The sequence below is a fragment of the Clostridium neonatale genome, from assembly GCF_900465025.1.
In the GTDB taxonomy this organism is placed as follows: domain Bacteria; phylum Bacillota; class Clostridia; order Clostridiales; family Clostridiaceae; genus Clostridium; species Clostridium neonatale.
This window is the reverse complement of sequence record NZ_UICR01000003.1, coordinates 207734-229500: the sequence shown is the minus strand read 5'-3', so window position 1 is coordinate 229500 and position 21767 is coordinate 207734. Positions and strand designations below refer to the sequence as shown.

At 27.6% G+C, this 21767-nt stretch carries 9 protein-coding genes; 4 read left to right on the top strand and 5 right to left on the bottom strand.

Going from position 1 to position 21767, the window contains the following annotated elements:
- Positions 1–154: 154 nt before the first annotated feature.
- Positions 155–2323, top strand: a complete 2169-nt coding sequence (locus CNEONATNEC86_RS19280) for a M13-type metalloendopeptidase (protein WP_159136686.1) — start codon at positions 155–157, stop codon at positions 2321–2323.
- An 884-nt stretch (positions 2324–3207) separates the two neighbouring features.
- On the opposite strand, the gene CNEONATNEC86_RS19275 is transcribed toward CNEONATNEC86_RS19280, so the two are convergent.
- Positions 3208–4383 (bottom strand): cation diffusion facilitator family transporter, encoded by a 1176-nt coding sequence (locus CNEONATNEC86_RS19275; RefSeq protein WP_125147780.1) that lies wholly within the window; start codon positions 4381–4383, stop codon positions 3208–3210.
- Between the two features lie 656 nt (positions 4384–5039).
- Here CNEONATNEC86_RS19275 and dapA point away from each other — a divergent pair.
- Entirely contained in the window at positions 5040–5924 is an 885-nt protein-coding gene (gene dapA, locus CNEONATNEC86_RS19270) for a 4-hydroxy-tetrahydrodipicolinate synthase (protein WP_125147779.1), read from the top strand.
- A 306-nt stretch (positions 5925–6230) separates the two neighbouring features.
- On the opposite strand, the gene CNEONATNEC86_RS19265 is transcribed toward dapA, so the two are convergent.
- The 4 genes from CNEONATNEC86_RS19265 to CNEONATNEC86_RS19250 form a co-directional block, all read right to left on the bottom strand.
- Positions 6231–6962 carry a PepSY domain-containing protein gene (locus CNEONATNEC86_RS19265; protein ID WP_125147778.1) on the bottom strand — a complete coding sequence of 244 codons (732 nt, stop codon included), beginning with the start codon at positions 6960–6962 and terminating at the stop codon, positions 6231–6233.
- 290 nt (positions 6963–7252) lie between these two features.
- Complete coding sequence (locus tag CNEONATNEC86_RS19260) at positions 7253–8605, bottom strand: sensor histidine kinase (protein WP_058296761.1); 1353 nt, start codon at positions 8603–8605, stop codon at positions 7253–7255.
- 4 nt (positions 8606–8609) lie between these two features.
- The gene (locus CNEONATNEC86_RS19255; protein ID WP_058296760.1) at positions 8610–9278 is read right to left on the bottom strand and encodes a response regulator transcription factor; all 669 of its coding nucleotides are present in this window, start codon (positions 9276–9278) and stop codon (positions 8610–8612) included.
- A 34-nt stretch (positions 9279–9312) separates the two neighbouring features.
- Positions 9313–9498 carry a PepSY domain-containing protein gene (locus CNEONATNEC86_RS19250; protein WP_159136685.1) on the bottom strand — a complete coding sequence of 62 codons (186 nt, stop codon included), beginning with the start codon at positions 9496–9498 and terminating at the stop codon, positions 9313–9315.
- Positions 9499–9868: 370 nt separating this feature from the next.
- Here CNEONATNEC86_RS19250 and CNEONATNEC86_RS19245 point away from each other — a divergent pair, with 370 nt between their 5' ends.
- Together CNEONATNEC86_RS19245 and CNEONATNEC86_RS19240 are read left to right on the top strand one after the other, a co-directional pair.
- Positions 9869–11191 carry a M18 family aminopeptidase gene (locus CNEONATNEC86_RS19245; RefSeq protein WP_159136684.1) on the top strand — a complete coding sequence of 441 codons (1323 nt, stop codon included), beginning with the start codon at positions 9869–9871 and terminating at the stop codon, positions 11189–11191.
- 575 nt (positions 11192–11766) lie between these two features.
- Complete coding sequence (locus CNEONATNEC86_RS19240; RefSeq protein WP_200848550.1) at positions 11767–21024, top strand: GH36-type glycosyl hydrolase domain-containing protein; 9258 nt, start codon at positions 11767–11769, stop codon at positions 21022–21024.
- Positions 21025–21767 lie beyond the last annotated feature (743 nt).

Below are 21767 nucleotides of genomic sequence, written 5' to 3'. Positions count from 1 at the left end.
TAGAGCAAAAAGACTCTAGGATTTTTGCATTATAAAGATAAAAATATAGATAATAGAAATATTAAGTTCTTTTTAATAGAAGTTATGAATATAAAGATGTTATACTATATATACAAGCTTAATTTAAGAAGATGAAGGGAGATGGTTAAAGCCTATGATTAATTTAAAGAGAATGGTTAAGGTAATATCATTTACCATGGCTTTTATGACAACATTTACGCTATTTTCAACAGATGCCAAAGCCGCTAATGAGAATATTAATAATTCTTATATAAATAAGCAAGGGATTCCATATGATTTTGAAGATATCATATGGAGTAAATATAAGCCGCCTGCAAGCTCAAGCAGTAATAGGACAAGATCTGTTTTAGATAATGGAAAAGAAACAAGTTCAGGATACCAAGATGATTTTTATGGTTCTATCAATAATGATTGGATTAATGGAGTAAATCAATATATTACACCTGATCTTCAGGAAATCAGTTATTATACGTATCTTACAGCGAAAAGTACTGTAGACGTGAGAGACATATTTAATGAAATGTTGAAGGAACAGTCTAATTATTCATCAGATACTGTTGAATGTAAGATGATTAATTTATATAATAACATACTTGATACAGAAGCAAGAAATAGACAAGGTGTAGATGGTGCCCAAAAGTATGTTGATAAAATTAAAAATGTGAATTCAATTAATGAGTTAACAGAACTTTTATCTACTAATGAAATGGACATATTTAATAATTTATTTAGATTTAAAGTATCACCTTTATATACAAATAAGAGTCATCAACTATATATACAGCCAACTTTACTTGGATTAGTTAATAGTAACGATTATTTTAGTGATACTGAAGAAAGTAAAGAAAGAAAAGAAAAATATATTAATTATATAGAAAGTACTTTAAAACTAAGTGGATATTCTGAAGATGAAGCTAAAAAGAAAACTGATGATCTTATATCGTTTGAAGAAAATATAGCAAAGAGTATGATAGGAATGAATCAGTTATATGGAGGAGAAATTGACTATCAATCACTTAATGTCTCTGTGACTATGGATGAATTAAATAAAATGGCTCCTAATTTACAATTGTCTAAGGTTATGAATGGACTTGGTATAGATAAAAGTAAGAATACGATAATAGTTCAGCAGAAAAAGTGGCTTCAAAGTCTAAATGCTTTATATACAGAAGAAAATCTTCCGAAAATAAAAAATTATATTGAAATTACAATACTACAGGCATTAGGTAAATTTCTTGATGATGATTTTGTAAGATTAAATGATGAATATATAGCTTATTTAAACCAAACTGAAAGTAATAGTACACAATCGGCTGAAAATGATGCTTACGAGACTATATATGCTAATTTTACAGAAGCACTTGGAAAGTTGTACACTGATAAATACTGTAATGAAGAAGAAAAAAGAGATGTTGAATTATTAGCAAAGGAATTAGTTTCAACTTATAGAAAGAGAATAAATAATAATGATTGGATAAGTGATTTAACTAAGAAAAATGCATTAAATAAGTTGGATAAATTGAAATTTAATATAGGATATCCAGAAACTTATGAAGATTATTCGGGTGTAGAAATTAAATCATTTGCTGAAGGTGGTTCATTAGTTGAAAATATGATGAATATTACTGAACATCAAAGGAAAAAAGAATTTGCTGAACTATACGAGCCTTTAAATGATGAAATTTTTTCGGGAACAGTTACGCCACAAGGAGTATTTGCAGAATATCATTTTGAAACTAATAGCTTAGTTGTTACAGCGGGTCTTTTAGAGCCAGATTTCTATAATATTAATGATTCTAAGGAAAAAAAATTAGCAACTGTTGGGTTTGTTTTAGGTCATGAAATTAGCCATGCCTTTGATGATCTTGGTGCATTATATGATGCAGATGGAAACTATCAAAACTGGTGGAATATAGAAGATTATAATAAATTTAATGAGAAGGCAGAGAAATTTAAAGAATTTTATAGCAATATAGAAGCTTTACCAGGTCAATTTATTAATGGTGAAAGCACACTAGGTGAAAATATTGCAGATATTACATCAATGGCATGTTTATTAGATATATTAGAAACAATGCCTAATGCAAACTATAAAGAATTCTTTGAAAATTATGCAATAGGATATAGATGTGCAAGGTCACCTGAATATGAACAACAAATGTTAAAGTGGGATACTCATTCACCATATAAATACAGAGTAAATGCAGTTTTATCACAATATGAAAAGTTCTATGAAACATATGGAATTAAAGAAGGCGATAAAATGTATGTTAAGCCCGAGGATAGGTTAAAAATATGGTAACTTTCAACAATATAAATATATTTTGTAGAATCAAAATTTAGTGGATAGCAACCGAAATTCAATATATATAAGCTCGATTGTAGGGAAATTTAAGCTAAAACTTATAAAGACAGAGGTTGTGCCCAAAAATGTTTGCTCCCAAAAAACAAGTTTTGGACAAACAATTTTGGAACAACCTCTGTCTAATAAGTTAACAGCTTAAATTTCTTAATACAATACTACGCTTATCATATATTGAATTTCTTTGTTTTCCTCTAAAATTATAGATATCTAACTTATTTTAGCTAGAATATATGTTTTATGAATATTACATGACTAAAAATATAGTCTCAATAAATTGTAGTAATTTATAAAGTTACTTATTGAATCACTATATCACAAATAAATAAGCAAATCTGTAAGAGTTTATCTTCCTACATCTATAAATTAGTACATTAAAAAAATTATAGAATACTGACTTTTTAAATCTTTAACATGTATAAATAACTATTCATTAATTAAAAAATGTATTTATGTATAACAACAATATCTGAAACTCTGAGTTTAGATGAAACAAAGAAATAAAGCTCTCATATTGGGCGGAGACTTGCCTTCAAAAATGAAGCTTTAGAATTTTTACATTAATGATTGTTCCAAAATTGTTTGTCTAAGGCATATTAAAGGAACCATCTTCATCGGTAGATAAAGATGGGCTATACTGCTAAGTTCGTACCTTACTAAGCATTATATGCCTTGGAGCAAACGGTTTTGGGTACAATCATTGATGTTTAAATTTTTAGTTTCATTTTTGTATCAAGCGAGCCAAATTTGAGAGCTTTATTTCGGTTATTTCACTAAAACTTACTACGTCCCTTATTTATATTGAGAACTGATAATTTATAATTTTATACATAGTGCTTATCAATTGTGATTACACAATTATAGCATGGGTGTATTTTTTTAACTCTTTCAGAAATTAAATCAATTAATGCTTCATTGCTTAAATGAGAATCTTTTGTAACATCTAAAACTACATCAAAAATTAAATTTTTTATTTTGCCTTCACCAACGACTCTAAAATCATGTATAGACTCTATAAAATCATATTCATCGATAACTTTTTGAATCTCATCGTAAGCTTCTTTTACTTCCCCTTCAATATTACAAACTGGATCTATATGAATTACTAGATATATTTTAAGTTCAGCAGATATTTCTCTTTCAGCCTTATCTATTATTTCATGTATAGCAACGACACTTATGTCACTTGGAATTTCTGCGTGAATAGATGCCATACATTTTCCAGGACCATAATTATGAACAATTAAATCATGAGTTCCTAATATATTTTCATATGAAAGAACTTTTTCTTCTATGGATTTAACTAATTCAGGGTCTGGAGCTTCACCAAGTAAAGGATTAATAGTATCTTTAACAAGATTAAATCCGGAATAGACTATAAATATAGCTACAGCTAAACCCACATATCCATCAATTGGAAGAGCGGTGAATTTTGAAGCTAGAAAAGAAAGTACAACACAGCTTGTAGTAAATACATCTCCTAAAGCATCAACAGAAGCGGCCTTTAATGCAGAAGAATTTATTTTATCGCCTACATACTTATTAAATTTTGAAAGCCACAATTTAAGAAATATAGAGACAAATAATAATATAAATGGAATAAAATCAAATATAACAGGTTCAGGATTAACTATCTTATTAAAAGAAGTTTTAATAAACTGTAATCCAACTAACATTACCATAAATGCAACTATTAGAGCTGATAAATATTCTAATCTACCATGTCCAAAAGGATGTTCTTTGTCAGCAGGCATACTGGATAATTTGAATCCCAATATAGTTATTAATGATGATGCTGCATCAGAAAGGTTATTAAAGGCATCGGCAGTAATTGCAATACTCGATACAATAACACCGACTGATAACTTTATTATAAATAGAAGTACGTTTACTAATATGCCTACTATTCCTCCAAGTAGCCCATAAGAGTTTCTTACTTTATCGTTTTTAATATTATTTTTGTCTTTTATAAATTTGTTGATAAGTAATTCAAAAAACATTTTTTCACCTCATATAAGTCCTAAATTTAAATATAAAAATTATTATGATTTAGGATATTTATAAATATTTATTATTTTTGTTCAAAGTATATTAAAGTATAACCATAATTATATCATGAATGTTCAATTAATTCATATTGACTTATGAGCTAATTTGGAAAAGAATCTTGTATTTATGAAATTTGATTAACAGTAAAATTTTATATTTGTGTTAATTAACTTAGAAAGTTAATTTGTCATATGGATATTTCATAATCTAATTAATTTTGATAACAGTAGTATATGCTAAAATATAAAATTTTAATAGATTTTTAGTATATTTTTTAAGCATTCAAAATTCACATATTCTTGTATCAAGATGTTTACATTAGCTTGATACAAGCGATTTTTCTTGATTTTTAAACTAGCAACATTTTTTTAAAACATTTATATATACATTATGTTAAAATATATAAATAGAAAATACTAGAATAAATATGCATAAAATATCACAATATATTATTTTACTATGATATAATTTACTTATGAATTTTAAATATAAAATATATAAAAATGATTGAATTATTTAAAAAATGGGGAAAAATTTTCTATATTGATAATTTTTCTTTATAAAATAAATTAATTATATAAGGATTAACGATTTGGAGGCATGTTTTATGAAGAAAACAATATTTACTGGTGCAGCAGTTGCAATAGTTACACCTTTTAATGAGAATGGAATTAATTTTGAGGAATTAAAAAGACTGATAGATTTCAACATAGATAATGGTACAGATGCAATTGTAATTGCTGGAACTACAGGTGAATCATCAACTATGTCAGATGAAGAGCACAAAGAAGCCATTAGATTTACAGTAGAATATGTAAAGAAGAGAATTCCTGTAATAGCAGGTACAGGTTCAAATGATACAGCATACGCTGTTGAACTTTCAAAATATGCTGAAAGTGTTGGGGTAGATGGAATATTAGTTGTGACACCTTACTATAACAAAGCAACTCAAAGTGGTTTAGTTAAACACTTTACATATATAGCAGACAGAGTTAATGTACCAATGATTCTATATAATGTTCCATCAAGAACTGGTGTTAATATTCTTCCAGAAACATATGTAGAATTAGCTAAGCATCCAAGAATAGTTGCTACAAAAGAAGCTAGTGGAGATTTATCTCAAGTAGCTAAAATTAAAGCTTTGTGTGGAGATAATCTTGATATTTATTCTGGAAATGATGATCAAATAGTTCCTATATTATCATTAGGTGGTAAAGGAGTTATTTCCGTATTATCAAATGTTATGCCTAAGGAAGCACACGAAATTTGCAGCCTTTACTTTGAAGGAAAGATAGAAGAAAGTGCAAAAATGCAGACTGATTATTTAGAACTTATAAATAATTTATTTATTGAAGTTAATCCTATACCAGTAAAGACTGCGTTAGGACTTATGGGATACAATGTTGGAAATTTGAGAATGCCTCTATTTGCCATGGAAGGTAAAAATTTAGAAACATTGAAAGATAGCTTAAAGGAATATGGATTAATTTAGAAAAAGTATTAAAGTTGTGTATATATAACAGAGTAGGAATTAGGTTAATGATTTGTATAAAGTATATTCAAACAATAGTCATACTCTTTTATACTTAATGTAAAAAGAACAGAATTGATAATTCATTTTTTGTATTACCTTCAACATAGTATTCTTTCATAATATAATTTTTAATATATAAATCTCCTTTAGGATACTACATGCACTATCCTAAAGGAGATTTTTTGCTTTGTTTAAATAACACTCTGGTAATTGTTTTATTTCACTGTGAGTATTTATATGTATGGATTCAATTTATATTTTATATTAATCATCATACTCGCTGTCGTATTTTTCTATTGCTCCAGTTGATGAATTTATGTCATAGTCATATTCCATATTTCCAACTTTAAAACTTATTTCGTAGACTTTAATTCCATTCTTATAGTCATAATCTAAATCTAAATCTCTTATTGAATTTGAAGATACTTCAGCATGATTAAATGCTGTTTGTTTTGCTTTTTCTAGACCAATATCTGTTGATGAAGTACTATTTTGTGGTATATTTATATAATCGTCATCTATTTCATTATCATATTTTATAATTTTTCCTGTTGAAGCATCAATGTCATAATCATATTCAATGTTTCCAGATTTAAATTCAATGTCATAAGACTTAGCTCCAAATATATAATCAACACCAACAGTAACATAATTTACAGCATTTGAAGATACTCCAGCATGATTAAATGCTATTTGCTTTGCTTTTTCTTCTCCTATATCTGTTGCTGAGTTAGCATTTGTAGTTATCCATTGACCATTACCATTTACATAGTATCCGTTAATTACAGTATCGTGAGCCATATATCCTTGTGAATTAAAATAATACCATGATCCATTTATATATCTCCATCCTGTAGCCCATGAATTTCCTTCTGAATACCACCATCCATTTTTATCCTTTATCCATGCTGCATCAGCTTCTTTAGGAGATATTGAAGCTAATGACAATGATAGTAAACATAATGCTATTAATTTTGATAAATTTTTCTTTTTCATTTTATTCACCTCTAAACTTAAATTTTTTAATAATATATTGAAATTATTTTTTATATATAAGTTCCAATAAAGTTACTTCATATGAACCATATATCCTTTTGGGTTTAGGGCAGATTTTAATGAAGATTCTTAATTAGAACATATATACTTTATGTTCTGGTATTTACTTAGCATAAAGTAATCATAAACTTAATTTTAATATATATGTTACAAGATCATTCTTTCATAAAATTAGACATAGATTATGCTGTTATAGTGTAGATTTAAATTTTCAACATATATATTATAATTTATAATAATATTTTTATTGTAGTGTACACTTTTTCAGTGCTAAAAATATTAATTTTACCTTTGTAATTAGTAACTATTTGATTGGCGATAGATAGACCTATACCATATGAATTATTATTTACTCTTGATTTGTCCACTTTATAAAATTTATTTAAAACATATTGAATATCATTTTGGGGGATTCCCATTCCATTATCAGTAATAGAAAGTTCTTTCCTACCATTATTTTGGGTTAAGCTTATTTTTATTTTACATATTTCTTTGTCGTTATATTTAATTGAATTATCAATAAATATAACTAAAAGTTGTTTCAAGTGTTCATGAGTGATTTTAATGCAGTCTTCTTCTTTTACATCAATATCAAATTGAATGTTTTCATTTAATATTTTATAATGATTAACACAATCTAAAATTATTTGCAATACTTTAATTTCGTTTATTTCATCTAAATTAATTATTTCTCTTTCACATCTTGTAAGGAGCAATAAGTCATTTACAATCTTAATTAACCTATCTGTTTCATCAATGCATATATCAATGGATTTTTCCATTCTTTCTTTATCATTTTTTCCCCATCTTTTAATCATTGAAAGATGACCTTTAAGAGCTGTAAGTGGAGTTCTAAGCTCATGTGATGCATTTGAAATAAAGACTTTTTGTTCTTCAAATGAGCATTCTATTTCATCCATCATAGAATTAAATAATGTTACTATTCTATCAAACTCATCATTTGAATTTGACTTATTCATCCTATGGCTTATACCAAATTCCTTTACTTCTTCTATATCATTAGATAATCTATTGAGCTTTCTTAAAAATTTTTTAGATAAATGAATAGATCCTAAAATACTTAAAATAATACCAAATATAAATATGGCAAAAAATGTTGGGTAGTATGATTCTAGTAAATCTTCACCAATATATTCATCCGATACTATTTGTAAAATATATCTTTCTCCATTTATATATATTGGACCACTTAGTACAGAATAGATATCATCTGATATATATTCTGTTTCAATTTTAACATCTCTTCCAAAATAAAAATCAATATTTTCCCATATATCTTCATCATAATTACTTGCAAAACATTCACTGAAATCTTCTTTATACATACGAATATTTTGTTCATCATATCTAGCTATATTATTTATAGTATATTCATCAATATTAATATTAGAAAGTAGAAAGCATAGAACTTCATATCTATTTTCAATAGAGTCTTTTTGATGCTCTTTACTAAATAGAGTTATTAATGCAACTTGAGCTATTGTATATATTACAATTATTGCTGTTATTATGACTAATGATATAATACTGAATTCAAAAAATATATGTATTTTTCTTTGCATAGAACTATAGTTTCATAATATATCCTATAGATCTGACTGTTTGGATATACTGTTCCTTATTCTTTTCATCTAATTTATTTCTTAAATAGCTGACATACACATCTACAACGTTAGTACCTGCATCATAGTCATATCCCCATACTTCGTTTAATATATCATATCTGCTCATAACTGTATCTTTATTATTTATTAAAAGAATAAGGAGTTCATATTCTTTATTAGTTAGAGTCAAAACTTCACCAGCTCTACAGACTTTCCTTGAATTTAAATCAATAACTATATCTTTAAAAACTACTTTATAACTTTTTTTAGAGTTCTCTCTTCTAAAAACTACTTGGATTCTTGCAAGTAATTCTTCTATTGCAAAAGGTTTGGTAATATAGTCATCAGCTCCAATCTGAAGGCCTGCTACTTTGTCCATAACGTCATCTTTGGCACTAAGCATTATAATGGGGGTATTCTTTTTTCTTTTCAGTCTTCTGCATACTTCAAGTCCACTTATAATTGGAAGCATTAAATCTAAGATTATTAAATCAAATTCATTATTAAGTGCAGATTCTAAACCTGATTTTCCATCTTCACATATAAATACCTCATAGCCTTCATATTCAAGTTCCATTTTTATGAAATCTGATATATTTGCTTCATCTTCAATAATTAATATTTTTTTCAATATAACACCTCACATGATTGAATATTATAATTTGTTAATCAAAATCAATTATTGCACCTGTCTTTGAACTTACACTTACTTCACGAACTATATTGTTTTTATCAATAATATCAAATTTGTATTCTAAAATTCCATCATCAATTTCTTTTTCTCTTCTAAGTATGGCACCATCTATTAATTCTAGTGCAATATTTTCTGCTTGACTTTCAGTGTAATTCAAGTTAGATTTTACAAATATATAATAGCATATTAAAGACATTATAATCATTAAGAATGATATGATTGAGAAGATAATAAATATCTTTTTTATTTTTTGGGGATTGTTTTTTAATATTTTAAGCACTGGATTTATAAATTCACCACCAATCTTTATATTTTTTATTAGTATATCTATATAATAATATAAATAATAAGTTAAATAATTAATTAACATTTAAATAATTATTAAAATTTTTTAATAATTATTTAAATGTATGAGGCATTTTCTTTAGTAAGGTTATAAGTATTATTTAAAAGTACACTTTTCTTTGATAAAGTATAGGGATTGGATATAATATATATATATTAAAATTAGAAAAGAGGTATGACACATGAGTAACTCAAGACAATTATTAGACTTTATAAATAAAAGTAAAACTGCATTTCAAGCTGCTTATGAGGTAAAAGACATATTAGATAGAAATGGTTATACTGAATTAAAAGAAAGTGACAGCTGGGATTTAAAAGAGGGTGGAAAGTATTATGTTATGAAAAATAATTCTGCTCTTATAGGATTTGAAATAGGAAATGGTGAAATTGAAGAAGAAGGATTTAGATTAATAGGTGCTCATACAGATTCACCAGGTTTTAGAATAAAGCCTAATGCTGAAATTAAAGCAGAAGGAACTTATATTAAATTGAATACTGAAGTTTATGGTGGGCCAATACTTAGCACTTGGTTTGACAGACCTTTATCAATTGCTGGTAGAGTAACTTTAAAGAGCGATAATGTATTTAAACCAGAAGTAAGATTAGTAGATATTGAAAAACCAGTTTTAATAATTCCAAGCTTAGCTATTCATATGAATAGAGGAGTTAATGATGGGTATAGTTTCAATGCACAAAAAGATACATTACCATTATTAGGCCTCGAAAATGAAGAATCAGGAAAGTTTTTTGCAGATGCAGCTAAAGCTGATCTTGAAAAGGATGGATATTTATTAAGCCTTTTAGCAGCAACATTAAATGTTGAAGCAAGTGATATATTAGATTTTGACTTATTCTTATATGAATATGAAAAAGGCTCATTAGTAGGATTAAATGAAGAATTAATTTCAGTAGGAAGATTAGATGACTTATGGATGGTATTTGCTGGACTTAAAGCAATTACTGAAAGTAAAACAATTAATGCAACAAAAGTATTAGTTGCATTGGATAATGAGGAAATTGGAAGTTTAACAAAGCAAGGTGCAAATTCTAATATATTAGAAAACATACTTGAAAGAATAGTTTTAGGATTAGGTAAAGGAAGAGAAGAGTTTAGAAGAGCAGTATCAAATTCAATAATGATTTCAGCTGATTTAGCTCATGCAGTTCATCCTAATTACGGAGAAAAGTGCGATCCAACAAATAAACCTGTACTTGGAGGAGGACCAGTTCTTAAAATAGCTGCAAGTGGAAGTTATTCAACAGACAGCTATGCATCAGCAATATTTAAGGCTGTATGTGAAAAAGCAAACGTACCATGCCAGGTATTTGTAAATCGTTCTGATATGAAAGGTGGAACTACAATAGGGCCAATATCAGCAGGAAAACTTAATATACCTGTAATTGATATGGGGGCTCCACTTCTTAGCATGCATTCAATAAAAGAATTAGCATCTGTTAAGGATAATGAATATACAATTAAGGCATTTACTGAATTCCTATCATAATAAGATAAGTTTTATAAAATTACCTTTAACATTAAAGACTTAACTTATTTAATATTTTTTATGGTAAATAGGCGGATTATACCTATCAAACCTTATATAAATAATAAGTAAATATAGTAGAGAAAAATTCGTTGATACTCTGAAATTTAGAATGTAAAATTTATATCAGATAAGTTAGCAATGGCGCTAAGATTCTTAAGGAATTCTTAGCGCCTTTTTTAGTACTAACTTTATAAAGGAATTAAAGAGAAATTTTATAAGTTAATATTTTTATAATAATATTTTGATTTTAGTAGGATTTGTTTAAGTTCTAAGGCAGATGAAAATAAATGACAACTTTGGACTTGTTATTTTTATGAATGTGCCTAAAATACTTTTCTTTATATTTAACTCTTACACTTTATAAAGAAACATGTTCTTATCGAATTTTAGTTAAAATATGACCTAAGATTCATGCACCCCATTAAGCTAAGAATCTTAGGTTTTAATTTTATGAATTATTTTTTGAGAAAATGGCTAAAATAACTCTATTCCATAAGTTAATTTATAGTTGTACTTGGGAAGGGAGTTTTTTTATGTCACAAAAGAAAGATTCACATAATCTAAAAAGGAATATTTTAAATGAGCTTTCACAAAGCTATTCATCTATACATAAGAGTTATAAATATTTTAAGAAGTTATCTAAAAATAAGTATAAGATAATTGAATCTGCTAACTGGGTTCTTGATAATTTATATTTAATTGAAAGAGAATATAAAAACATAAAGCAATCTATTGGAAATGAATATTTTAAAACTCTACCTACATTAACTAGAAAGAATAATGATAGAGAAGTATATAATGTTCCACGTATATTTCATATAGCTCAGAATTATATAAATAGTAGTGCAGAATTTAATATAAAAGAAGTTTCAGATTATATTAACAACATTCAGGAAATAAAATCCGAAGAAATTATGTCTATTAGTTATAATATATCTAATAAAAATTTATTACTTAATATGAGTGAATTATGGGCTTTTCCACTTATGCTCAAGATAAATTTAATTTTAAATTTATCTAAACATATAGAAGAATTAGTTCTTATACAAAAGAGAATTGTTTTAGGGAGAAATATTGCAGAAAAGTTAATTGATAATAAAAATGTAGAAGAACATATTGAGGAAGATAAGCATAAAGACTTTTTGTTAAAGGAATTTTTTATTACTTTAAGAAACAACTCTATAAGTGATAGTGTTGGATATAAATTCCTAAATGATAGATTTAATATAAAAGGTGAGTTTAATGAACACCTATTTAAAAGTAATCTTAAAGAAAAGATTCTTAATCAAAAAATGAGTGAGTATTTTATTAATATAAGAAAAGTTGAAAATATACCATGGGAAGTTTTTTTTGAAAATACATGCGTGATTGAGAAATTTTTAAATATGGATCCATCAAATACTTATAGCAGTATGGATTTTGACTCAAAAGATTATTATAGGCATAAGATTGAAGAAATGTGTGAAGTAATCAATTTTAGTGAATATAATCTTACTAAGGATATTCTAACTAAGTGTATAAATGCACAAATTAACAATGAACCAGAATACAAGCATCATGTTGGTTATTATATAATAGATGAAGGTGTCAAAGAACTTAAGGGATGTTATCATAACTTAAATGAAGTTATATCGCAGGGGGGATACTTAGGTATAAATATTTTTGGAAGTATACTTCTTTCTATTCTTGTGTTATTTATTAGCATGATTTTTGGAACAGTATTTACAAAAGCAAAGTTTATAGTGTCCTTTTTACTTATTTTAATTCCTATGAGCGAAGTTATAACGAGTGCTGTGAACTGGATTGTTTCAAAAAGTGTTTCAATAAAATTTATTCCTAAACTAGATTTTAGTAAGGGAATTTCAGAAAATAATAAAACAGTAGTTGTTATTCCAACAATATTAAATAGTAAAGAACGTGTTAAGTTACTTATGGAAAAATTAGAAGTTATGTATTGTGGGAATAAAGATAAAAATTTATATTTTGCACTTTTAGTAGATTTTAATGACTCTAAGAATGAATATGAAAAAGAAGATATAGAAATAACACAATATGGTGTAGAGTATGCTAAAAAGTTAAATGAGAAATATTGTAAGAAAAATCACGATGATTATAAGTTTTTCTTTTTAAGCAGAAAAAGAGTATATAATGATAAGCAAAAAGTTTATATGGGTAGAGAAAGAAAGCGTGGAAAGTTAATGGAGTTTATATCTCTTATAAGAGGCAGTGATAATAATACATTTGATGTTATAAGCAGCCATATAAAAATTTTAGCTGATGTCAAATTCATGATTACGTTAGATGATGATACGTTTATGCCAAGAGAGACTGCAAGCAAGCTAATAGGTGCCATGGCGCATATATTAAATATACCATATGTAAAAGATAAAAAAGTTGTACGTGGTTATGGTATTATGCAGCCTAAAATAGGAATATCTTTAGAAGCAAAAAATAAAACTTATTTTTCTAAGATTTTTGGTGGAGATTATACAGTTGATCAATATTCTACTGCTTATTCTGATACATATCAGGATCTTTTTGGAGAAGGTTCATTCACCGGAAAAGGTATAATAAATATAGATGAATTCTATAACATGGTAAATGGTGCAATAAAAGAAAATAAGATTTTAAGTCATGATCTTCTTGAAGGAGGCCTTGCAAGAAGCGCATTGGTTAGTGATATTGAATTTATAGATGGCTATCCATCAACATATATATCAAGTTGTTCAAGACTTAAGAGATGGGTAAGAGGTGATTGGCAGCTAATAGGATGGTTGTTTTCTAGAAGATTATCATCTTTATATAAATGGAAGATATTTGATAATTTAAGAAGATCGTTAATTGCACCAATAATGCTTATAACAATCATACTTTCATTAACTTATTTGAGAAGTAACAGAGTAGTTCTGCTTAGTTTTTTAATTTTAATTATTCCATTGGTATTTAGAATAACGGATTTTGTTGTTACACCTAAATATAAATTACAAGGTACATTTAAAAGCTTAGAACAAATAGTTTTGATAGTATCATTTATCCCATATCAGGCTTTTTTAATGCTTGATGCTATTTTAATAACATTATATAGAGTTATTTTTTCTAAAAGGAATTTACTTGAATGGAAAAGTTCTGCTCAAGTTGAATGTGAAAGAGAAACCATAAGTGGAAATTCATTTAAGGGGTACCTAAAAGAAATGTGGATAGCTCCTGTAATGGGATCTGTTCTAATATATCTTTCAGTATATATTAGCGTTCCAATAGTTCTATATAGTGTGATTGTTGCAACTCTATGGGTATGCTCACCTTATTTTGCATACAACATAAGTAAAAACATTGAACATAAGCAAGAGGAAATAGGAGAAGAGGATAAGAATTATTTAAGAACAATTGCTAGAAGAACATATGCTTATTATGAAGATTTTTCTAATGAAGAAAATAATTATTTAGCTCCAGATAACTATCAGGAGAGTCCGTTTAAAGGAGTAGCATATAGAACATCACCAACTAATATTGGAATGGGACTTATGTCACATGTAATAGCATATGACATGGGCTACATAACATTATTTGATCTTGTAGATAAGATAGATATTACTCTTTATAATATGAGGGATTTAGAAAAAGTCAAAGGACATTATCTAAATTGGTATGATACAAGAAGTAAAAAAACACTGTATCCAAGATATATATCAACTGTTGATAATGGAAACTTTTTAGCTAACTTGTGGGTTGTAAAATCTACTTTGCAGGAAGTGAGAAATAATCAGCTTATAAGAAAGGAAGAAGTCAAAGCAATTCATGATATATATAGGATAATAGAAGAAGAAAATCCCAGTGTTAGTTGCAGATTTAATGATGATATAAATATTAATGAATATACTTCAACATTAAGCGATATATGTGTTAAAATTACAAATTTTAAGGAAGAATTATGTGAAGATGATAAAAATAAATCTGAAATTAATTATTGGATATATAAAATAATTAAAGAAATAAATAAGAAAATAAATAATTATGATTGCATATTTGAAGGGTTAGATAAGCTTTATAGCAAAGATTTTCTTGAAGGTGTCCCAAACATTCATGAGATAATTAAAAGAATTGAAGATCATAAACAAAGTAATAATGGAAGTATTAGCGGAGAACTAAATGCTAAACTACTATATTTAAAAGATTATGAAAGTAAGATAGATAATATAATAAGTGAAATAGATGAAATAACAAATGAAATGGATTTTTCTTTTCTTTATGACGATGAAAGGAAACTATTTTACATTGGATATAATGTTGACGAAGACTCATTTGGAGAAACTTATTATGATCTACTTGCATCAGAAGCAAGAATTGCATCATTTATATCAATAGCTAAAAATGATGTTCCTAAAGAAAACTGGTTTAGCTTAAACAGATCAATAACAAATGCTTTTCATACCCATACTCTTGTTTCATGGACTGGTACAATGTTTGAGTACTTTATGCCTTCATTAATTATGAAAGCTTATCCACAGACATTACTTTATGAAACTTATAAAGGTGTAATTAAAGCACAAAGAGTTTATGCAAAGCAAAAAAAGATTCCATTTGGAATATCAGAATCAGCTTTTTATAAATTTGATATAGAAGATAATTATCAATACAAAGCTTTTGGAGTACCTGGCTTAGGATTAAAACGAGGACTTGAAGAGGAAGTTGTTGTTTCTCCATACTCAACATTTATGATTTTGCCTTTTAATCAAGGTATAGCTATAAAGAATCTTAATAGACTTAAAAAAATAGGTGCTGTTGGCAGATATGGATTTGTAGAATCTGTCGATTTTACAAAAGCAAGGGAAGATAGAATTCTACAAAATTATTCAAAAACATATGAAGAACATCAAAGTGAAAATAATACACAACTTGTACATGAATGTGCACATAGTGTTAATAAACAGTACAAAAATGTGGATAACTCTGTGGACAGTGTGCATAACTCTATGAATAATTATAAAAAAGTGTATAAAACTAATGATGTTCATTGTGTAAATAATGTGGATAACTTAAAAAATCACAAAAATGATAGAAAAAAGATGCTCTATAATTCTAATGATGAGGGTGAGAATAATAATTCATCAAACGACAATTATGTGAATAACTTTGTGGATTGTGTAGAAAAAGGTTGTGGATTATCTGAAAAAGAAGGAGAAAATTGCACAGGTGTAAATGATCAGTGTGAATATATTTATAATGATGGTTTGAGACCATACATTATAAGAACATATATGGTACATCATTTAGGAATGTCCTTTATGGCTTTAGATAATGTTTTATTAGATAATATATTAATTAATAGATTTCATAAGTTACCAGAGGTTAAGGCGACTGAGTTATTGCTTAAAGAAAAAGTATCTCATAGTGTGACATATGAAAGAGGAGAGGATTATTCAATAAAATATAGATATATAGAGAGCGAAGAATTGGTACCAAGAACCTTTAACAGCATAAACTATAAAAATCCACAGGTACTTTTAATGTCCAATGGAGAATATTCATCTATGGTAACTTTCACTGGAAGTGGGTATTCTAAAAAAGATGATATGATGCTATATAGATATAAAGGCGATTCAACTGCCGATGATAGTGGTATGTTCTTTTACGTAAAAAATCTAAATTCTAATGATTTTTGGAGTGCTTCATATGAGCCTTGCAAGAGTTTTGGAGAAAACTATAAAGTAACCCTTGAACTTGATAAAGCTAAGTTTGAAAGAAAAGATGGTAATATTGCAACAAAAATGGAAAGCGTTATTTCGTATGAAGATAATTATGAAGTAAGAAAAATCACAATAAATAACTTGAGTGATAAAGGCAGAAGCATTGAAGTAACAAGTTATGGTGAAATTACTTTAACAACATTTAGTGCTGATATAGTTCATCCAGCCTTTTCAAACTTATTTGTTCAAACAGAATATGATGAAGAAGAAAATTTATTGATAGGAAGCAGAAGAAGCAGAGTTAAGGGTGGAAAAGTTCCTTATATATTCCACAAGGTAGTAGTTAATGGAGCATCAGAGGGAGATATAACATATGAAACTTCAAGAATAAATTTTATAGGAAGAAATAGAGAGCTTAAACATCCAAGAGCAATGGATAATGACAGAACTTTAGAAAATACAGTAGGTACAGTTCTAGATCCTATAATGAGTTTAAGAGTCAGAGTAAGACTTGAAGGTAAAGAAAAGAAAGCAATATATTTTGTAACAGGAACTACAAATTCAAGAGATGAAGCTATAAACATTTCAAAGGAAAAGTGTAACGTTACAGCTTTAGAAGAATTGTTTAATAAATATTCCATTGCAATTCAATTAGAATTAATGAATTTAAGAATAAAAAGTACTCAAGCAAATCTATATCAGACATTAGCTTCAAATATTTTATTTTTAAGTAATAATAGAAAAGATAGAGAAGAAAGTATAAAAAATATTTCGAAGCATCAAAAGGATTTATGGGCATATGGAATTTCAGGAGATTTGCCAATTATATTCACAACAATAAGAGATGAAAAGAATGTGCATATTTTAAGCTCAGTGATAACCTTTCATCATTATCTAAAGATAAAAGGTATAAAGAGTGACCTTGTCATATACAATGAAGAAGTTGCATCTTATGATGAGCCACTGCAAAAAAGTATAATGCAAGAGATATCTTTAAATAATGAAAATAATAGTATTAATGTGGCTGGAGGAATATTTATTCATAATAAAGCTACTATGATAAATGATGTAAAAGAATTATTAATGGGAATATGTAGAATTTATATAGACTGTGAAAAAGGATCATTAATAAATCAATTTAATAGTGAGGAATTAATAGATAATAGTACTTCTTTAACTAATAAACTAGAGCGAAATAATGCCATAGAAGATGATTCGAAAATAAAAGATAATTTGAAAATAGAAAATAGCTCAGAAGAAGAAAATGTTCTACTAAATAATGAGAGTGAAATTGAATTTGTCGAAGATGAGGAATTTGATTTAGAAGATATAGATGAGGAAACATTATTTATAGATGAGATGAAAGCAATAGATTCTGAGTTACAAGAAAATCATAAGAATTATGATATTGAAGAAAAAAATATTTTAGATAATGGTGTAAATAATAATTTAAATAAAGTTAGTGATTCCAATAAAATAAATTATGAAGAATATGATCATGATGAAGAAGTTATCCATACAGACGATGTTATTGCAGGAATGAATAATACTGGTAGTATAAAACAAAGTATTAAAGCTAACAATGCAAAATCAGATTTGAAAAAACATGATAACATAGAGTCAGTATTACATGAAAATGAGCTTCTTAGTATAGATAGATTATTTAATAAGGATAATTTAGATTTTTATAATGGCTATGGTGGATTTGATAAAAAGGATGGAACATATTTAATTAAGTTATCTAAATTTAAAAATACTCCAGCACCATGGATTAATGTTATTTCAAATAAAGATTTTGGATTTCATATTTCGGAAAGTGGAGCATCATATACTTGGTGTGGAAATTCAAGAGAGAATAAAATAACACCATGGAGTAATGATTATATACGAGATCCATTAGGTGAAGCGTTGTATATTAGGGAAAATAAAAGTGGAAAATATTTTTCTATAACACCTAAACCAGTTCGTGATGAAGGAGATTATTTTATAAGACATGGTTTTGGTTTTTCTGAATTTACGCATAAAGCTTATGATATAAATGGTAAACTTGAAATATTTGCACCAGAAAATGAAAAAGTGAAGATTCAGATTGTTACATTAGAAAATTTAGGTGATGAAGATAAAGAAATATCAGTTTTCTATTATGCTAAATTAGTTCTTGGAGTATATGCTTATGACAGCGAAAGATATATATCAACATATATAGAAGATGATTTCATAGGTGGAGTAAATCCATATAGTGAATACTTTGGAAGACTGAATGCTTATTTAAGTATGATTGGTACTGAAGAAACTTCATTTACTGGAGATAGAAGAGAGTTCTTAGGTGTGGGTGGAGAATTGGCATCACCACAAGGTTTAAGTAAGAGTGCTCTAAGTAATAGATGTGGGAGCATATATGACCCTTGCTTAGTCGTGGAAGGTAAGATAACTCTTAAGAAGGGTGATAAAAAAGAAATAGTTATACTTTTAGGCGAAGATGAAAAAGAAAATGTAGAAATCATAATTAATAAGTATAAAAATATAAAAAATTCTAGAATTGAATTAAATAATGTAAAGACCTATTGGAGAAATTTCCTAGGAAATATACAAGTAAAGACACCAGATGACTCAATGAACTATCTTTTAAATGGATGGCTCTTATATCAGACATTCAGCTGCAGATATTTAAGCAGAACGGCATTTTATCAAAGTGGAGGTGCATATGGATTTAGGGATCAGCTACAAGATTCTATAGCACTTGGAGTTGTAGCTCCTGAAATAACAAAGAATCAAATCTTAATAAGTGCATCAAGACAGTATTTGGAGGGAGATGTCCAGCACTGGTGGCATCCTGTTGTAAACTCCGGAATAAGAACGCGTTTTAGCGATGATTTATTATGGTTACCTTATGTTACAGCAGAATACATAAATAATACTGGTGATTATAAAATATTAGAAGAAAAAGCACCTTATCTTGAAGATGAACCTTTAAGAGAAGGCGAAGATGAAAGATACACAATAGTTAATAATTCATCAAAAGAAGGAAGTATTTATGAACATTGTTTGAAGGCAATAAACAAAGCATTAAAATTTGGTGAACATAACATTCCTCTTATGGGAAGCGGTGACTGGAACGATGGAATGAGCACAGTTGGAAATAAGGGAAAAGGAGAAAGTGTATGGCTTGGATGGTTCTTGTATTCAATTTTAGATAAATTCTCAATTATAGCTAAAGAAAAAGAGGATATTAAAAACAGTGAATATTTTATTAAGCAAAAAGAATTTATTAGAGAAAATTTAGAAAAGAATGCCTGGGATGGCGGCTGGTATAGAAGGGCATACTTTGATGATGGTACTCCGCTTGGATCAAGAGAAAATCCAGAATGTCAAATTGACTCACTTGCACAAAGCTGGTCTGTTATTTCTGATGCTACAAGAGTAAAGGATAATGGGAAATATGAAGAAACAAAGAAACGAGGAGTAGAGTTTTACAGTAAACGTGCAATAGAAGCTATGGATGCTGTTACTAATAACCTTGTTAAAAAAGATAAATCAATAATTCTTCTTCTTGCACCACCGTTTAATAATTCATATTTAGAACCAGGATATATAAAAGGATATGTACCTGGAGTTAGAGAAAATGGAGGACAGTATACACATGCTGCAGTTTGGGTAATATTAGCCTTAACTAGATTAAATTTAGGAGATAAAGCTGTTAAGTACTATAATATGATAAATCCAATAAATCATGCAAAAACAGAACTTGAATGTATGACTTATAAACTCGAGCCTTATGTAATGGCAGCAGATGTGTATATAAGAGAGCCGCACGGAGGAAGAGGCGGCTGGAGCTGGTATACTGGAGCAGCAGGTTGGATGTATAAGGTAGGAATAGAAGATATCTTAGGACTCAAGAAACATCATGAAAAAGGATATATAATTGATCCATGTGTACCAAGCGATTGGAATGAGTATGAATTAAAAATAAAAAATGAAAATGAAGATTATAGTATAAAAGTAATAAGAAGTGATAAAAATATGATTATCATAAATGGCGAAGTAAAAGAAGAGATGATAATTCCTAGAAACTTAGGTAAACTTAAAATAGAAGTACATTTTAAATAAGGGACGTAGAATCAGAGTTTAGAGGATAACACCCGAAATTCAATATATGATATGCTCGTATTGTAGGAAAATTTGAGTTAAAAATTCTACAGACAGAGGCTGTGACCAAAAATGTTTGCTCCAACAACAAGTGTTTGACAAACAATTTTGGAACAGCCTCTGTCTAAGAATTTAATAACTCAAATTTTCAATACAATACTACACATAAGCAGAGAACCCAAATCTTTGATTTGGTGTGAATCGCTTACCCAACGAACGAATGTGAGTCGGGTATTCATATATTGAATTTCTTTGTTTTCCTATAAAATCATAGACATCTAACTTTTTTAGTTATAATTTATGTTTTAGGAATATTCTATGCCTAAAAATATAGTTTTCAATCACTTATAATAATTTATGGAACTACTTATCTCCCTGTATCCCCCAATAAATAAGAAAAGATCTGTATTGCAGCATAGCTGTTCCTTTTATAAGTGCACATTTTTAAGAATATATATCCTTATATTTATAAATTTATACCTTTTAAAAAATGATAAAATATTAACTTTATTAATTTAAAAATGTATCTATTCACGACAATAATAGTATTAGATACTATGAGTTTAGATGAAACAAAGAAATAAAGCTCTCATATTGGGCGGAGAGTTGCCTTCAAAAATGAAGCTTTAGAATTTTTACATTAATGATTGTTCCAAAATTGTTTGTCCGATGCATATAATGCTTGGTAAGATATTATCCTTGCA